12 protein-coding genes, 1 tRNA gene and 1 pseudogene are annotated in these 17,091 nt (G+C 67.3%); 8 read left to right on the plus strand and 6 right to left on the minus strand.

The features are described 5' to 3' along the window. Positions 1-133: 133 nt before the first annotated feature. The gene (locus tag HNP02_RS25075) at positions 134-2,473 is read right to left on the minus strand and encodes a DEAD/DEAH box helicase (protein ID WP_184443187.1); all 2,340 of its coding nucleotides are present in this window, start codon (positions 2,471-2,473) and stop codon (positions 134-136) included. A 282-nt stretch (positions 2,474-2,755) separates the two neighbouring features. On the opposite strand from HNP02_RS25075, the gene HNP02_RS25080 reads away from it, so the two are divergent. The 3 genes from HNP02_RS25080 (at position 2,756) to topA (ending at position 6,671) form a co-directional block, all read left to right on the plus strand. Further along, positions 2,756-2,959, plus strand: a complete 204-nt coding sequence (locus HNP02_RS25080) for a cold-shock protein (RefSeq protein ID WP_149370616.1) — start codon at positions 2,756-2,758, stop codon at positions 2,957-2,959. A gap of 136 nt (positions 2,960-3,095) precedes the next feature. After that, positions 3,096-3,689 carry a hypothetical protein gene (locus HNP02_RS25085; protein WP_184443188.1) on the plus strand — a complete coding sequence of 198 codons (594 nt, stop codon included), beginning with the start codon at positions 3,096-3,098 and terminating at the stop codon, positions 3,687-3,689. A gap of 207 nt (positions 3,690-3,896) precedes the next feature. Further along, positions 3,897-6,671, plus strand: coding sequence for a type I DNA topoisomerase (gene topA, locus HNP02_RS25090; RefSeq protein WP_184443491.1), 2,775 nt, complete (start codon positions 3,897-3,899; stop codon positions 6,669-6,671). On the opposite strand, the gene HNP02_RS25095 is transcribed toward topA, so the two are convergent. Continuing rightward, positions 6,668-8,260 carry an adenylate/guanylate cyclase domain-containing protein gene (locus HNP02_RS25095; RefSeq protein WP_309241681.1) on the minus strand — a complete coding sequence of 531 codons (1,593 nt, stop codon included), beginning with the start codon at positions 8,258-8,260 and terminating at the stop codon, positions 6,668-6,670. The genes topA and HNP02_RS25095 overlap by 4 nt on opposite strands. Before the next feature lie 84 nt (positions 8,261-8,344). On the opposite strand from HNP02_RS25095, the gene HNP02_RS25100 reads away from it, so the two are divergent. Both HNP02_RS25100 and HNP02_RS25105 read left to right on the plus strand, forming a co-directional pair. Next, positions 8,345-9,553, plus strand: a complete 1,209-nt coding sequence (locus HNP02_RS25100) for a DNA polymerase III subunit delta' (RefSeq protein ID WP_184443189.1) — start codon at positions 8,345-8,347, stop codon at positions 9,551-9,553. Positions 9,554-9,624: 71 nt separating this feature from the next. Continuing rightward, positions 9,625-9,697: transfer RNA gene (locus tag HNP02_RS25105), tRNA-Thr, on the plus strand. Between the two features lie 67 nt (positions 9,698-9,764). Here the strand turns inward: HNP02_RS25105 and HNP02_RS25110 are convergent. Both HNP02_RS25110 and HNP02_RS25115 read right to left on the minus strand, forming a co-directional pair. After that, positions 9,765-10,670, minus strand: coding sequence for an alpha/beta fold hydrolase (locus HNP02_RS25110; protein ID WP_184443190.1), 906 nt, complete (start codon positions 10,668-10,670; stop codon positions 9,765-9,767). A gap of 38 nt (positions 10,671-10,708) precedes the next feature. Beyond that, positions 10,709-12,460: a hypothetical protein gene (locus tag HNP02_RS25115; protein ID WP_184443191.1), complete on the minus strand. Its 1,752-nt coding sequence runs from the start codon at positions 12,458-12,460 to the stop codon at positions 10,709-10,711. A gap of 105 nt (positions 12,461-12,565) precedes the next feature. Between HNP02_RS25115 and HNP02_RS25120 the strand changes: the two genes are divergently transcribed. From HNP02_RS25120 to HNP02_RS25130, 3 genes and pseudogenes are all read left to right on the plus strand, one after another. Then, positions 12,566-13,504: an NAD-dependent epimerase/dehydratase family protein gene (locus tag HNP02_RS25120; RefSeq protein WP_184443192.1), complete on the plus strand. Its 939-nt coding sequence runs from the start codon at positions 12,566-12,568 to the stop codon at positions 13,502-13,504. A gap of 104 nt (positions 13,505-13,608) precedes the next feature. Next, positions 13,609-15,428 (plus strand): annotated as a pseudogene (locus HNP02_RS25125) (amidohydrolase family protein). Between the two features lies 1 nt (position 15,429). Further along, positions 15,430-16,026, plus strand: coding sequence for a TetR/AcrR family transcriptional regulator (locus tag HNP02_RS25130; RefSeq protein ID WP_184443194.1), 597 nt, complete (start codon positions 15,430-15,432; stop codon positions 16,024-16,026). Between the two features lie 13 nt (positions 16,027-16,039). Here the strand turns inward: HNP02_RS25130 and HNP02_RS25135 are convergent, their stop codons facing one another. After that, entirely contained in the window at positions 16,040-16,381 is a 342-nt protein-coding gene (locus tag HNP02_RS25135; RefSeq protein WP_184443195.1) for a DUF2304 domain-containing protein, read from the minus strand. Then, positions 16,378-17,076, minus strand: a complete 699-nt coding sequence (locus HNP02_RS25140) for a glycosyltransferase family 2 protein (protein WP_184443196.1) — start codon at positions 17,074-17,076, stop codon at positions 16,378-16,380. The genes HNP02_RS25135 and HNP02_RS25140 overlap by 4 nt, the downstream gene beginning before the upstream one ends. Positions 17,077-17,091 lie beyond the last annotated feature (15 nt).

Here is a 17,091-nt window from a genome sequence, read left to right on the forward strand (position 1 = left end):
ACCGCCGGGATTGAGAACGGATCGCGTTGTCCGGCCGTTCCTCGCATCGTCTGTGTGTTCGGCGAGCCTTGATCGAGGCCCAGCCACCGATCCGTGAAGACGACCGTCGAGGGGTAGGTCGTCCAGCGGGCCGTCACCCACCGTGACGCGCCAACTCGCCGAGCACCAGACGCAGCACCGCGACCGCACCCCGTTTGTCCAGCGGGTCGTTGCCATTTCCGCACTTCGGCGACTGCACGCACGACGGGCAACCGTTTGGGCACTCGCAGGCGTCGATGGCCGCCGCGGTGGCCCCCCACCACGTGACGATCTCGCCGAAGCCGCGGTCGGCGAAGCCTGCACCGCCCGGGTACCCGTCGTAGACGAAGATCGTCGGCATGCCGTCCTCAGGGCCGACCGCCATCGACACACCGCCGACGTCGCCGCGATCGCAGCTGGCCACCAGAGGTAGCAATCCGATCGCCGCGTGTTCGGCCGCGTGCAATGAACCCGGTACGCGAAGTGGGTTGATGCCGTTGTCCTGCAATGCTTCCGGTGTGATCGTGCACATCGCCGCCATGGTGTCCAGCGTCTGGGTGGGCATGTCGAGGTCGACGAAGTCGATCACCTCGCCGTTGAGTCGGCGACGTAGGTAGCCGACCACCGTGTGCGATACCGACACGGGCACCAAGCCGATGGTGACGGGCCCGAAGGTACGACGCGTCCCCGGCCCGGTGACGACGATGTCGGTGACGTCGCGCGCCGACGTCGTGTATCCGGGATCTTCCGGTCGGACGAACGCGACGCCGTCCTCGAAGTCCAGCGAGTCGACCAGATAACTCTCGCCCTGGTGCAGGTAGACCGCGCCCGGATGCACCGACGCGGGTGCCTGGCCCGCGCCCGTGCTGCCGAGCATCCGGCCGGTGCCGGTCTCGAGGATCGCGATCTGCCCGCCCGACGACCCCCGGATGTCCACCGCCGGATGCGGGTCGACGCCCGGCGCGGGGAAGTAGCCGGTGGGCCGTCGCCGCAGCAGCCCGTCGTCGACCAACGTCTCGGCAACGGCTTCGGCGTTCCACATCCGCACCTCGGCGCCGGTCAGGGGTAGTTCGCTTGCTGCACAGAGCAGTTGGGGCCCGAGCACGTACGGGTTGACCGGGTCGATCACGACGCGCTCGATCGGCTTGTCCAGGAGCGCGCCGGGATTGTTGACGAGATAGGTGTCGAGCGGGTCGTCGCGCGCGATCATGACGATCAAGGCGCTCTGCCCCCGCCGTCCCGCCCGGCCTGCCTGCTGCCAGAAGGAGGCCACCGTGCCGGGGAACCCGGCCAGCACCACGGCGTCCAGGCCCGCGATGTCGACACCCAGTTCGAGGGCATTGGTGGTGGCCAGTCCGCGCAACCGGCCGTCGGCCAGCGCGCTCTCCAGGCTGCGGCGGTCCTCGGCGAGGTAGCCGGCGCGGTAGGAGGCGACCAGGTCGGCTAGTTCCGGTGCGACGTCCTCGAGCCGGGCCCGCGCACCGAGCGCGGTGAGTTCGGCGCCACGCCGCGAGCGGACGAAGGTCAACGTCCTCGCGCCCTCGGCCATCAGGTCGGCCATCACACGGGAGGCCTCCGCTCCAGCCGATCGTCGTACCGGAGCGCCGTTCTCGCCCATCAGATCGGCCAGCAGCGCTGGTTCCCACAGCGCCACCGTGCGCCCACCCTGCGGTGAGCCGTCGTCGGTCACCTCGACGACCGTCTGCCCGAGCAACTCCGAGGCGGTCGCCGCGGGAGATGCCGTCGTCGCGCTGGCGAAGATCACCGTCGGCCCCGGTCCGTCACCCCCATAACGCGCACACAACCGCATCAACCGGCGCAGCACCATCGCGACGTTCGAGCCGAAGATGCCGCGGTAGTAATGACATTCATCGACCACGATGAACCGGAGGTTGCGCAGGAACACGGCCCACCTTGCGTGATTGCGCAGCATCGACAGATGGATCATGTCGGGGTTGGAGAAGATCCACCGCGAGCTCTCCCTGGTGAACCGCCGCGCCTCCTGGGAGCTGTCACCGTCATAAGCGCTCGGTCCGACCGTCGAAAGGCGCGCGACGGCGTCGGACAACCCCTGCGCGGCGCGCAGCTGATCGTGACCGAGTGCCTTGGTGGGGGATAGGTACAACGCCCTGGCGCGCGGATCGGCCGCAAGGGCCGACGCGATCGGCAGCTGGTAGGCGAGCGACTTGCCCGATGCGGTGCCGGTGCTGAGCACCACGTGGCGGCCCGAGTGCGCGAGGTCGGCGGCGGATACCTGATGCGACCAGGGTTCGGTGATACCGCGCTCGACGAAGGCCGCTACCACGTCGGATTCGGCCCAGCGGGGCCACGATTGGGCGCGGGCGTGGCGCGGTGCCAGATCCGCGACGTGGCGTAGCGGATGCTCCGAGGAGTTGGTGCCGTCGACGGCGCAGGCGAGCAGCTCGCGACCGAAGTCCGACGCCCGATCCGACACTGTTTCGCCTCCTTATCTCGTGCCCGCGTTCCCCGCCCGAATTGTTAACCACATGATCACAACAAGACTGTCGCGAAGCCCCCGGACATGATTCACTTATCGTGGTCGCAGCTTCTGTGTTCGTGTGTCAGCACTCGCAGGAACGTCGTTGCGGCCGCGGTTCCTGCGAGGGTTGTAGGTCGGTCTGTTCCGGCGCTTCCACGAAGGTATGGCGGTCGGAACGGGCCCGGCTCACCGAAGGCGGTGGACCGCACCCGCAGTAGTAGAAGGAAAGAAGTACAGATGCCTCAGGGAACTGTTAAGTGGTTCAACCCGGAAAAGGGCTACGGGTTCATCGAGCAGGAAGACGGCGGCGGCGACGTCTTCGTCCATTACAAGCAGATTCAGTCCAACGGGTTCCGCACCCTCGAGGAGAATCAAAAGGTCGAGTTCGAGATCGAGCAGAGCCCCAAGGGCCCGCAGGCGCTCAGCGTCAAGCCCGTCTGACTCGGCGACGATCTGAAGGAAACCTCCGCATGTCCCTCTGACGGGTATGTGGGGGTTTTTCCTTTTCGGTGTTCCCAGTCGCGTCATGCGGCCCGGTGACACCTCGTGGGTGCGCTGCTGGCCTAGTGTCGATTTCGTGAGTCAGCTGTCGTTCTTCTCGGCTGAGTCGATGCCGCCCGCGGTGGCCGACTTGACCGGGATTCTCGCTGCGGCGGGCCAGGTCGTGCTGGTCGGTAGCGGTGCGCAGCAGGGGGCGCGCTTGTCGGTGGTGGTCGATCGATTGTGGCGCGCCGAGGCGCTTGCCGAGATGATCGCCGAGACCGGGCTCGCACCCGAGATCGGCCGCACCGACGAGAACACCCCGCTGGTCCGCACCGCGGTCGACCGCCGGTTGACGGTGATGGCGGCGGCCTGGACCCGTGGCGCGGTGAAGACCGTCCCTCCGCAATGGTTGCCAGGGCCGAGGGAACTGAGGGCATGGACGTTGGCCGCGGGCACCCCTGAGGCATCCGACCGCTACCTGCTCGGACTCGACCCGCATGCACCGGACACGCATACTGCCCTCGCATCGGCGATGATGAGGGTAGGAATCGCACCGACCTTGATCGGCACTCGCGGGAGCCATCCCGCACTGCGGATCAGCGGTCGCAGGAGACTGTTACGCCTGGTAGAGAACGTGGGGGAACCACCGGGCGATACGGAGGCGTTCTCGCAATGGCCACGGACCTGAGGTCCAGTACGGGGGAATCCAGTTTGCGTCGGCGCGCGCGGAATGCGAAGTTGGCTGCGGTTATCGTTGCCGGGAGCCACTGCGACCATGGACGCTCAACGTCCGGCGCACGGCCCGCGGCACAAGAGTGGAGTGTAGGAAGAGTTGGCTGACCAGGAGGGCGGCGAGAACGGCAGTGCGCCAGGTGGGCGTGCGGCCGCGGGCCGGATCGTGCGGCGACTCGTCATAGTCGAGTCGCCCACCAAAGCACGCAAAATCGCTGGTTACCTAGGCGCCAACTACATCGTGGAGTCCTCCCGCGGCCACATTCGCGACCTGCCAAGGGCCGCCGCGGACGTGCCAGCCAAGTACAAGTCCGAGCCATGGGCCCGGCTTGGCGTGAACGTCGACGCCGACTTCGAACCGCTCTACATCATCAGCCCCGAGAAGAAGAGCACGGTCACCGAGCTCAAGGGCCTGCTCAAGGACGTCGACGAGCTCTACCTGGCCACGGACGGTGACCGCGAGGGTGAAGCGATCGCCTGGCACCTGCTGGAGACGCTCAAGCCCAGCGTCCCGGTCAAGCGCATGGTGTTCCACGAGATCACCGAGCCCGCGATCCTGAGCGCCGCGGAGAACCCCCGCGACCTGGACATCGACCTGGTCGACGCGCAGGAGACGCGCCGCATCCTCGATCGCCTCTACGGCTACGAGGTCAGCCCCGTGCTGTGGAAGAAGGTGGCCCCCAAGTTGTCGGCGGGTCGCGTGCAGTCGGTGGCGACCCGGATCATCGTCCAGCGCGAACGCGAGCGCATGGCGTTCCGCAGCGCCGGCTACTGGGACGTCACCGCCGAACTCGACGCCAGCGTGTCGGACGCCCAGGCGTCGCCGCCGAGGTTCACGGCGAAGCTCAATCAGGTCGACGGACGCCGCGTGGCGGCCGGGCGCGACTTCGACTCGTTGGGCGGGCTCAAGAAGCCCGACGAGGTGCTGGTCCTCGACGAGGCCGCGGCAGGCGCGCTGGCCACCGGCCTGCGCGGCGCCCAGATGACCGTGTCGTCGGTCGAGCAGAAGCCGTACACCCGCAAGCCGTACGCCCCGTTCATGACCTCGACGCTGCAGCAGGAGGCGGGCCGCAAGCTGCGGTTCTCCTCCGAGCGCTGCATGAGCATCGCGCAGCGGCTGTACGAGAACGGCTACATCACCTATATGCGTACCGACTCGACGAATTTGTCGGCCACAGCCATTGAAGCGGCCCGTAACCAGGCCAGGCAGCTCTATGGCGAGGAGTACGTCCACCCGACGCCGCGGCAGTACACCCGCAAGGTGAAGAACGCCCAGGAGGCGCACGAGGCCATCAGGCCGGCCGGTGACGTGTTCCAGACGCCTGGCCAGCTGCACGCACAGCTCGACACCGACGAGTTCCGGCTCTACGAGTTGATCTGGCAGCGCACCGTCGCCTCCCAGATGGCCGACGCGCGCGGCACCACGCTGTCGTTGCGGATCTCCGGAACCGCCCGCTCGGGCGAGCAGGTCGTGTTCAGCGCCAGCGGCCGCACCATTACGTTTGCCGGCTTCCTGAAGGCCTACGTCGAGAGCCTCGACGAGCAGGCCGGTGGTGAGGCCGACGACGCTGAGAGCCGGCTGCCGAACCTGACCCAGGGGCAGCGCGTCGACGCCGCCGACCTGACCGCCGACGGGCACACCACCAGCCCGCCAGCGCGCTACACCGAGGCATCGCTGATCAAGTCGCTCGAGGAGCTCGGCATCGGGCGGCCGTCGACGTACTCGTCGATCATCAAGACCATCCAGGACCGTGGCTACGTCCACAAGAAGGGCAGCGCGCTGGTCCCGTCGTGGGTGGCGTTCGCGGTGACGGGTCTGCTTGAGCAGCACTTCGGCCGGTTGGTCGACTACGACTTCACCGCTGCCATGGAGGACGAGCTCGACGAGATCGCCTCCGGTAACGAGCGAAGGACCAACTGGCTCAACAACTTCTACTTCGGTGGCGAGCACGGCGTCGACGGCTCCATCGCCCGCTCAGGCGGTCTGAAGAAGCTCGTCGGCGGCAACCTCGAGGGCATCGACGCGCGGGAAGTCAACTCCATCAAGCTGTTCGACGACGACCAGGGGCGCGCCATCAACGTCCGCGTCGGCCGCAACGGTCCCTACCTGGAGCGGATGATCACCGGTGATGACGGCGAGCCCACCCCGCAGCGCGCCAACCTCAAGGACGACCTGACGCCCGACGAGCTCACCATCGAGCTCGCCGAGAAACTGTTCTCCACACCGCAGGAAGGGCGTTCGCTCGGCGTCGACCCCGAGAGCGGGCACGAGGTCGTCGCCAAGGACGGCCGGTACGGCCCGTACGTGACCGAGGTGCTTCCCGAGCCCGAACCGCCAGAGGACCCCGACGCGGGTGTTGGCGCCAAGAAGGCCAAGAAGCCGACCGGCCCCAAGCCGCGCACCGGATCCCTGCTGCGCTCCATGGACCTGGAGACGGTCACGCTCGAGGACGCGCTGAAGCTGCTGTCGCTGCCGCGCGTGGTCGGGGTCGACCCGGCGAACAATGAGGAGATCACCGCGCAGAACGGGCGCTACGGCCCATACCTCAAGCGCGGCACCGACTCTCGCTCGCTGGCCAACGAAGACCAGATGTTCACGGTCACCCTCGAAGAGGCGTTGAAGATCTATGCCGAGCCCAAGCGGCGCGGCGGGCAGGGCGCGGCCACCCCGCCTCTGCGCGAGCTCGGCACCGATCCCGTTTCGGAGAAGCCGATGGTGATCAAGGACGGCCGATTCGGCCCGTACGTCACCGACGGTGAGACCAACGCCAGCCTGCGCAAGGGTGACGACGTCCTGTCGATCACCGACGGCAGAGCATCGGAGTTGCTCGCCGATCGTCGTGCCCGCGGACCCGCCAAGAAGACGGCGAAGAAGGCGGCCGCGAAGAAGGCACCGGCCAAGAAGGCGCCCGCCAAGAAGGCCGTCAAGAAGAGCTAGCTCTCGCGCTGCAATTCGCTCGGAACTTCGTCCGGCGCAGCCAGAGTCACTGGCCTCGCCAACTGGGTTGGTGCGAGGCGGCCACGCAGTTCGACGATCTCGCCGACGTCCCAGCACAGCGCCTCGGCGTCCAGTGCACCGCTGACCGCGATCGCCGATGCCAGCACGTGGCCCTGTTCCAGCTTGGCCAGCTCCGTCAGCCTGGCCGCCTCGTTGACGGGGTCGCCGATCACGGTGTACTCGAAGCGGGCCTGCGCACCGATGTGGCCTGCGATGGCACGGCCTGCCGAGACGCCGATGCCGAAGTCCGTCTGGCCCAACACCTCAACGAGGTCGTCGTGCAGTTCGCGGGACGCCGCGAGTGCCGCGCCCGACGCGTCGGGATGCTCGATGGGCGCACCGAAGATGGCCAGTGCCGCATCGCCCTGGAACTTGTTGACGAACCCGCCGTGCCGGTTCACGGTGTCGACGATGATCTGGAAGAACTCGTTGAGAAGGCTGACGACCTCGGAGGCCGGCTTGGTGGATGCGAGTTCCGTCGAGCCGACCAGGTCGACGAACAACACCGCGACGTCGCGCTCCTGGCCACCGAGTTCGGTACCGCGTTCGAGCGCGCGGCGGGCGACGTCCTCGCCGACGTAGCGGCCGAACAGGTCCCGAAGCCTTTGTCGCTCGGCCAGATCGCGGACCATGTCGTTGAATCCGGCCTGTAGCAAGCCCAGCTCGCTGGCGTCGTAGATCTGCATGTGCGCGTTGTAGTTGCCGCGCTGGACTTCGCCGAGCGCCCAGCGCAATTGGCGAAGCGGGTCGGCGATCGACATCGCGACGAGCACCGTGCCTGCCAGCCCGATCACCAGGGCGGTGATGGACAGCAGCAGGATCGGGGTGTTGAGCCGCTCGGCCGGTGCGGTCAGGATTTCGAACTTGCTCGCGACCAGGGCCAGGACGATCGCCAGCACCGGCACTGCGGTGGACAGCACCCAGGTCAGCACCTGCCGCTGGATCACGCCGGGAGCCTTGAAGGCCTCGGGGACGCCGCCCCGCAGCGCCGCGACGGCGACGGGGCGCAGCACGCGTTCGGACTGTAGGTAGCCGATGATCGCCGTGGCCGTGGCACCGAGGGCGCTGGCGACGGCAACGACCGGGGCGGAGTGGCTGGCGACGGGCCAGCTGGCGACGATGAACACCACGGAGCCGAGGAGCCAGTTCGAGACGCTGATCACCGACCGGTAGAACGGCATCTTCAAGGCCCGCACGCGCGCCAGCTCGGTGATGTCCGTGTCGCCGTCCACCAGCAGCGTGTCGCGGCGTTGCCAGCGGATCACCGGGACCAGCAGGCGCAAGGTCAGCCAGCAGCCGACGGTGAAGGACACGAACAGGTAGGCCAGGAAGACCGCCAGGTTGAATGCAGGCAGGTCCTGCAGCTGGACACGGTCCTCTGGGGGCAGCCCGAAGCGCAGGAAGCCGAACACCAGCAACGCGCCGATGATGTCGGCCTGCAGCATGCCCAGCAAGAAGACCGGCCACGGCGTACGCGCGACCCAACGGACGAGCGCGGTGATTCGCCCAATCCGTATCGCCTCGGTCACCCGACAACCGTATCGGGCGACGGGGACGTGTATCGCCCCTGTCTGAAAGCTCGTGTCGGGTTCGGACACTAGTGTTGGGTCCCGATGAGCGGTGTTTTCTCGCGTCTGGTGGGCCAGGACGCCGTCGAAGCGGAGTTGGTGGCTGCAGCGACGGCGGCCCGCGGTGATTCCACTCACAGCGCAATGACGACCGGCAACATGACCCATGCGTGGTTGATCACCGGCCCGCCGGGTTCCGGGCGGTCGATCGCCGCGCTGTGTTTCGCAGCGGCGCTGCAGTGCACGTCGGATGGCGTACCGGGCTGCGGGGAGTGCCAGGCCTGTACGACGACGATGGCGGGCACGCACGGCGACGTGCGCCGCATCATTCCCGAGGGCCTGTCGATCGGGGTGGACGAGATGCGCAACATCGTGCAGATCGCCTCGCGCAGGCCAGGAACGGGACGCTGGCAGGTCGTGGTGGTCGAAGACGCCGACCGGTTGACAGAAGGTGCGGCGAACGCACTGCTCAAGGTGGTCGAGGAGCCACCGCCGTCGACGGTCTTCCTGCTGTGTGCACCGTCGGTGGATCCGGAGGACATCGCGATCACCCTGCGCTCGCGCTGCCGCCACATCGCGTTGGTGACGCCCCGGGTGGACGCGATCGCCCAGGTGCTGATCGACACCGACGGACTGTCGGATGCCGACGCCCGGTGGGCGGCGTCCGTCAGCGGTGGGCACGTGGGCCGGGCGCGCCGACTGGCCACCGACGAGCAGGCGCGCAGGCGTCGGGAGCGTGCGCTGGGGCTGGCCCGCGACGCGGCAACGCCGACCCGGGCGTATGCCGCCGCCGAGGAGCTGGTCGCGACCGCGGAGGACGAGGCGAAGTCGCTGACTGGCGACCGCAACGAGTCCGAGACGGAGGAGCTGCGCACGGCGCTGGGGGCGGGCGGCACGGGCAAGGGCACGGCCGGAGCCCTGCGCGGAGCGACGGGCGCGCTGAAAGACCTTGAGAAGCGGCAGAAGTCACGCCACACCCGGGCGTCGCGCGATGCCCTCGACCGGGCGCTGATCGACCTCGCCACCTACTTCCGCGACGCGCTCCTGGTGTCCTCGGGTGCAGGCGCGGTAGCGGCCAACCACCCCGACATGGCCGACAAGGTCGCTTCGATGGCGGCGGTCGTGCCTCCCGACCGGCTGCTGCGCTGCATCGAGGCGGTGCTTGAGTGCCGGGAGGCGCTTGCGGTGAACGTGAAGCCGAAGTTCGCGGTCGACGCCATGGTGGCGACCGTCGGGCAGGCGCTGCGCAGCTGAGGCTTGGCGCAACTTGGGCGCGCGCGGGCTGCTGTCGTAGACTCGTCCCGCCCGGATGTCAGATCGGGCACGCCGCCTTAGCTCAGTCGGTAGAGCGTCTCACTCGTAATGAGAAGGTCCGGGGTTCGATTCCCCGAGGTGGCTCCCTTTTGCCTCGGCTTCGTCCCCGCGGGTGTGCACCCACGGCGACGGATCGCGACTTTCGTCGCCGTCACGGCACGCTCGGCGCGTAGACCCGCGCCAGGAACCCATCCACCAGGGGCAGGACCTCATCCAGGTGGGTCTCCAGCAGCCAGTGCCCACCGCCGAGCAGGTGGATCGGTGCGTCGGGCAGGTCGCGCAGGTATGCACGCGCCGACTTCTCGGGCATGTAGCCGTCGTGAGGTCCCCACACGATGAACGTCGGCGGTCGATGCTCCCCCAGATAGGCCTGTTCGCGTGCGAACCAGTCCAACGTCGACGGCTGGTCCTCAAGGAGGCGGATGAGGTTGGCGATACGGGCCGGCGTGGACATCAGCGACCAGTGCAGCGTCCACAGGTCGGGGCTGATCCGGGTGGCCACGTCGTCGGGGAGTTCGCCACGGAACTCGCTCTCGAAGCCCTTCAGGGTGACGTGCTCCGCGATCTTGCGTCTGGCGGCGGGTCCGGGGTTCTCCCACGACTCCTTGAGGAAGTCGTACATGGGGCCGAAGGCATCTTCGTAGATGTCGCCGTTCTGGATGACCAGGCCCGCAACGCGGTCCGGTGCGGACAGAGCCAGGCGAAAGCCGAACTGCGAGCCGTAGTCGTGCAACCAGATGACGTACCGGTTCAGGTTCAGTGCGCCGACGAAGGCCTGCAGGAACGCAGCGTACGCGTCGAAGGTGTAACCGAAATCGTCCGATGAAGGTGTTGCGCTGTAACCGAACCCGGGAAGGTCGGGAGCGATGAGGCGGTAGCGGTCTCCCAGTGCGGCCATCAGGTTGCGATAGACGAACGACGATGCTGGGTAGCCATGCGGCAGCAACACGACCGGGGCATCTGCCGGTCCGGCTTCCCGGTAGAACGCGTCGATCCCGTCGACGGTCGTTCTCCGATGGCGGATGGGTGCGGAGGTGAACTGCACACTCTTGTCCATTGCCGTTGTGGGCCAGTGCTAAACGGATCAGTGCCCAGCTACCTCGGTGCCAGATATCCGACGGGCCCCGCGGCTAGGCACACCGACAAGGCGGAGGTGTTGGCCTTGGCCAGGATCGAGTCACCGGCGCCGGACAACCGCACGTAGACGCGGTTCAGACCGGGCCGTACCCGGACCTTCGACTCGACCCCCTCGGGCAGTGACAACGTCATCGAGCCGTCGCTGTTGGCCAGGTAGTTGATCTCGGCCGTCCAGTCCGACGGCAGCAGCGGGCCGTCCAGCGGCATCCGGACCGGAGCATCGGGCTGAACGAGATACCCACATTTGGGATCCGGGCCCGGCACGATCGACCGCACCCACGTGACCTTGGCGGGAAGCAGTCTTCCGTTCATGTCGAGCATTCGTAGATCCGTTGTGCTCGAATCGAATTCGGGCCGGCGGGGCAGCAGCGCGAAGACGTGGCTGGCCAGGTGTTCCGGCCAGGCGACGCGTTGCAGGACGAGCGGGTCGACTTCCTGGTCGAGCATGGGTGCGCTGGAGGTGTTGTACGCCTGCGCCAGGCTGGCTTCGGCGGTCAGCAGATACTGCCGGGTCGGGTTGTCGCGCCAGATGCGGGTGAACGTCACCGTCGAGTACACGCTGCTGACCACGAAAAGCAGGGCGCAGGCGGTGATCATGGCAGTGCGGACGCGTGACGCGTCCAACCACGCCGACTGCGGCCGGTTCGGGGCGCAGAATCCGACCGCGGCCAACAAGGCCAGCACCACCACGAGGTCGGGCAGATAGCGCAATGTCTGGGCCAACTCCAGAGCGGTGAACCGCGACGAGCGCATCAGATAGATCGGAACCTGACATGCGACGGCGTAGCCGACGGCCACCAGCCACACCGCGCCGACGCGTTCCTTGCGGACCAGCGACACCACGAGCACCGCCGCCAGCACGACCCACCCCAGGATCATCACCACCAAAGGTGGTGTCGCCCAGGGTGAAGCGGGTGCCCAGCGCTGCCAGTCCCATGGCCCGCCTGCCAGGCCGGGCACGATCCCGTGCGTCACCGATCGACGCAGCAGGTCCCAGGTCATGCCGAGGTCGAAGCTCCAGCGCTGCTGGTCGACGACGACGAGATACACCCCGATCCACGCCGCCGTCACCGCCAGCGACGCCACCCACAACCGCAGCCCGCGACGCCACACCGTCAGCACGGCAGCACGTTCGCCCGTCACGTGGGCCAGCAGCGCGGTCACCGCGAACGCGACGAACGGAATCACCGCCGCCTTCTCGAAGAACAGCAGACCGCCAAGGAACACCAGCGCCCCACTCAGCGCGTAGCGCTGCAGCCCGGTCCGCACCAGCAGGATGGCATCGCCGCACACCCATGCCAGGGCGGTGATCATCGGCAACGAGTTCAGCGCGGATGCCCACCACGCAAACGCGGGCACGCCCAGCGGGACGAACAACGCGAAGGTCAGCGGCACCAGCAGCACGGGCCGCCAGCCGAGGATGACCCGCAGCGCGCGCAACAACGCCAGCGACACCACCAACTGCAGCACGACGAGGCTGATCGCAGGGCCGATCCAGTTCAGCGGCGCCAGTCGAGTGATGGTCCCGGCGATCAGGAACGCCGCAGGCATGACGTGCCCGTCGTGGTCATCGAACAGGTAGGACGGCGACACCAGGCTCTGCGTGCCCGCGCGCCCGGTGAGGATCAGGTCATCCCAGTAGAAGTAGCCCTGGAACGCCAGCACCGCCCGAAGGACCAGCTGAAGCGCGATCAGCGCGACGGCGGTCATCCAGACCCAATCCCCTGGTCGCTTCGCTCCTGCCCGCCGGAAGACCCAATTCACTCCTCGCAACTCTACGGGGAGGAATTCGGCGGGCATCGGTATGGTGAGCCGGTGCGGACACTGGTCACGGGAGCAGCCGGATTCATCGGATCGACGCTGGTAGACCGCCTGCTGGCGGATGGCCACAGCGTCATCGGCGTGGACGACCTCAGTTCGGGGAACAGCGTCAACATCGTCGGCGCCGAGAGGCACGGCACTTACGAGTTCGCCAAGGCCGACATCGTCGACGCCGATCTGGTCGGTTTGGTCGCCGAGACCAGGCCCGAGGTGATCTTCCACCTCGCCGCGCAGATCTCGGTCAGCCGCTCGGTGGACGACGCCCAGTTCGATTCGAGCGTCAACGTCGTCGGCACCGTCCGACTCGCCGAGGCCGCGCGCAAGGCTGGGGTGCGCAAGATCGTCCACACCTCCTCGGGTGGGTCGGTGTACGGCACGCCGCCGGTCTACCCGACCAATGAGGAGACGCCCATCAACCCGGCCTCGCCGTACGCCGCGAGCAAGGTCTGCGGTGAGGTGTACCTCAACATGTTCCGCAATCTGTATGACCTGGACTGCTCGCACATCGCGCCTGCCAACGTGTACGGGCCCCGCCAGGACCCCCACGGCGAGGCGGGCGTGGTCGCGATCTTCTCCAAGGCGTTGTTGGCGGGAAAGCCGACGAAGATCTTCGGCGACGGCACCGACACCCGCGACTACGTGTTCGTCGACGACGTGGTCGACGCGTTCGTGCGGGCCTCTGGCGAGACCGGGGGAGGGCAGCGCTTCAACGTCGGCACCGGGGTGGAAACGTCCACGCGCCAACTACATTCGGCGATCGCCGCGGCGGCGGGGGCGCCCGATGAGCCCGAGATGCACCCGCCCCGGCTCGGTGATCTGAGGCGGTCGTGCCTGGACAGCGGTCGGGCCAATGCCGTCCTCGGCTGGACGCCGAAGGTCGTGCTCGACGACGGTGTGGCGCGGACCGTGGACTTCTTCCGCGCTGCCGACTGATCCCTCGCCGAGACTGCTGGGAGATCGCAAGATCTTCGCAAATTGCGATCTGTGCGCAGTTTCGACGTATGGTCGTAAGAAAAGATTGTGAGTACTCGCATTTTATTGTACGGTGGCGACAACCCGACGATTGGTAGACGCCATGACCTACGACGTGATCATCCGCAACGGACTCTGGTTCGACGGGACCGGTAGCGCCCCGCGGATCCGCACCCTCGGCATCCGGGACGGCATCGTCGACACGGTGTCCGTCGGCCCCCTGGACGAGACGGGTTGCCCCGACGTGATCGACGCGTCCGGGAAGTGGATCGTCCCCGGCTTCGTCGACGTGCACACGCACTACGACGCCGAGGTACTGCTCGATCCGGGTCTGCGGGAATCGGTGCGGCACGGCGTCACCACCGTGCTGCTCGGCAACTGCTCGCTCTCGGCGGTGTACGCCAGCACCGAGGACACCGCCGACCTGTTCAGCAGGGTCGAGGCGGTGCCGCGCAAGTTCGTCCTCGGGGCGCTCGACGCCAAGAAGACCTGGACCACGCCCGCGGAGTACGTCGCGGCGCTCGACGACCTGCCGCTGGGCCCGAACGTCAGCTCGATGCTCGGGCACTCGGACCTGCGTACCGCCGTCCTCGGCCTCGACCGCGCAACGACCGATGGCGTGAACCCGACCGACGCCGAGCTCGACCAGATGGCCACGATGCTCGAAAAGGCACTCGACGCAGGGCTTCTCGGGATGTCCGGGATGGATGCGGCGATCGACAAGCTCGACGGCGACCGCTTCCGCTCACGCGCACTGCCGTCGACCTTCGCGACCTGGCGGGAACGGCGCAAGCTGATCGCCGTGCTGCGCAAGCACCGCAGGATCCTGCAAAGTGCCCCCGACGTGAAGAACCCGATGTCGGCACTGAACTTCTTTCTCTCCAGTAGCCGCATGTTCGGACGCCGCCCCGGTGTCCGGATGAGCCTGCTGGTGTCGGCCGACGCCAAGTCGGCGCCCGCCGCGGTTCACGTGTTCGGCCCTGGTGTCCGGCTGATCAACAAGCTGTTCGGATCGTTGGTGCGCTTCCAGCATCTGCCGGTTCCGTTCGAGTTGTACTCCGACGGAATCGATTTGCCCGTCTTCGAGGAGTTCGGCGCAGGGACCGCCGCGCTGCATCTGCGCGATCAATTGGAGCGCAACGAACTGCTCGCCGACAAGGAGTACCGCCGCCGGTTCCGGCGCTCGTTCGACCGCAAGAAGCTCGGTCCATCGCTGTGGCACCGCGACTTTCACGATGCGGTCATCGTCGAATGCCCGGACGAGACGTTGATCGGCAAGAGCTTCGGCCAGATCGCGGTCGAGCGCGGGCTGCACCCGCTCGACACCTTCCTGGACGTGCTCGTCGACAACGGGGAGCGCAACGTCCGCTGGACCACCATCGTCGCGAATCACCGGTCCAAGCACCTCGACAAGCTGGCCGCCGAACCGTCCATCCACATGGGCTTCTCGGATGCCGGTGCGCACCTTCGCAACATGGCCTTCTACAACTTCTCGCTGCGTCTGCTCAAGCGAGTGCGTGACGCCGACCGCGCCGGGCATCCGTTCCTCACCACCCAGCGGGCGATTCATCGCCTCACCGCCGAGGTCGCCGAGTGGTTCGGCCTCGACGCGGGCACCTTGCGTCAAGGTGACCGCGCCGACTTCGTCGTGATCAACCCGGAAGGCCTCGACGCGTCGGTCGACGGTTACCACGAGGAGAAGGTCCCGTTCTATGGCGGCCTGAGCCGGATGGTCAACCGCAACGACGCCGCAGTGGTCGCGACGGGCGTCGGCGGGACCGTCGTGTACCGCAACGGCGAGTTCCGCGAGGGTTACGGGACGACCGTGAAGTCGGGTCACTTCCTTCGGGCCGATACCCGTCTCACCCCGAAGGTCCGTGTCTGACATGGCAAGAACCCAGCAGCAGCGCCGCGAGGAGACGGTGGCGCGCCTTCTCGACGCATGCATCGACACGATCGTCGAGGTCGGGTATGCGCGGGCGTCGGCTGCGGTGATCGCCAAGCGCGCCCAGGTGTCCGACGGCGCGCTGTTCCGACACTTCGCCACCATGGGCGACTTCATGGCGGCCACCGCGCTCGAAGTCATGCGACGTCAGCTGGAGCTGTTCACCAAGCGGGTCGCCGAGATACCGCCCGACAAACCAGCATTCGAAGCCGCACTTGGCATTCTGCGCGACGTCACGGGCAACGACACCAACACCGTGATGTACGAACTCCTGATTGCCGCACGTACCGACGAGAAGCTGAAGGTCACCCTGCAGGCCGTTTTGGTGGAGTACGCGGCGAACATCCACGACGTCGCCCGCGCGTTGCCAGGGACGGACCGGTACCCGCCGGAGACGTTCGGCGCGTTGGTGGCAACGCTGACGAACGTCTTCGACGGCGCGGAGATCGTCCGAGCGGTGTTGCCGCTGCCCGAGATCGAAGATGCCAGGATTGCGCTGCTGACCGAACTGCTCACCGACCGATCCGGGAGAAGCTGACGGCAATCCGGAGCTAACGCTCCTCGGGGGCCCGTGCACCTTCCAGTGCGACCGCGCGGGCCAGTTGGGCGTAGCGCAGTTCCAGATCCTTGAACCGCATGTAGGCGCTGAGCGTGGTGAACAGGAACGCGATCACCAGTGAGTACTCGATGAGGTCGGCGCCGCGGTCGACGCCGAGCCAGTTCGCGACCACGGTGGTGTCGTCGGGCCGGATCACCGCGTAGATCGCCCCGATCACGAACAGCACGTAGCCGAGCTTCACCCACGCCCTGGACTTCGCGCTGCGCCGGGACCGCAGCAAGTACACCAGCAGCACCACGATCGCCGCGATCAGCAGAACCTGAATCCAGTTCATCGGCGCATCCTTCCGCGCAGCAGGCCGTCGAAGATGATGTTGACGCCGTTGACCAGAGGTTGCCCCTTGGACATCGAGTAGTCGGTGTAGAGGATCTCGACGGGTTCTTCGGCCACCCGCCAATGGTTCTCGACGATCAGGGCGATGAACTCGCTGGCGTGCGCCATCCCGTTCATCGTGAGGTTCAGCCCGTCGGCGACGGTCCTGTTGAACACCCGCAGCCCGTTGTGCGCATCGGTCAGGCCGAGCTTGCGGCTGGCCGGGCTGAGCTTGGCGACGATCGGCAGCAGCAGCCGCTTCAACTTCGGCATCCGCTCGGGCGCGCGGTCGCCGAAGCGGGTGCCGATCACGATGTCGAGGTCTTCGGCGGTGAGCCGGTCGATCATCCTGACGACGTCCTTGACCCGGTGCTGGCCGTCGGCGTCGAACGTCGCGAACACATTGGCGCCGGGCCTGCTGCGGGCATACTCGACGCCGGTCTGAATGGCCGCGCCCTGTCCGAGGTTGACCGGGTGGCGCACCACGTGGGCGCCTGCGCGATGGGCACGGTCACTGGTGTCGTCCCGGCTGCCGTCGTCGACGCACACGACGTTGCCGAAGACGGAGCGAACGTCGGCGATGACGTCGCCGATGACGCTCGCCTCGTTGAAGGCGGGGATGACGATCCACACGTCGTGGTAGCGAGTGTCAGGCATGGTGATGGCGACCAA

Origin of the sequence: Mycobacterium sp. AZCC_0083, assembly GCF_014202335.1 — a bacterium.
Taxonomy (GTDB): Bacteria; Actinomycetota; Actinomycetes; order Mycobacteriales; family Mycobacteriaceae; genus Mycobacterium.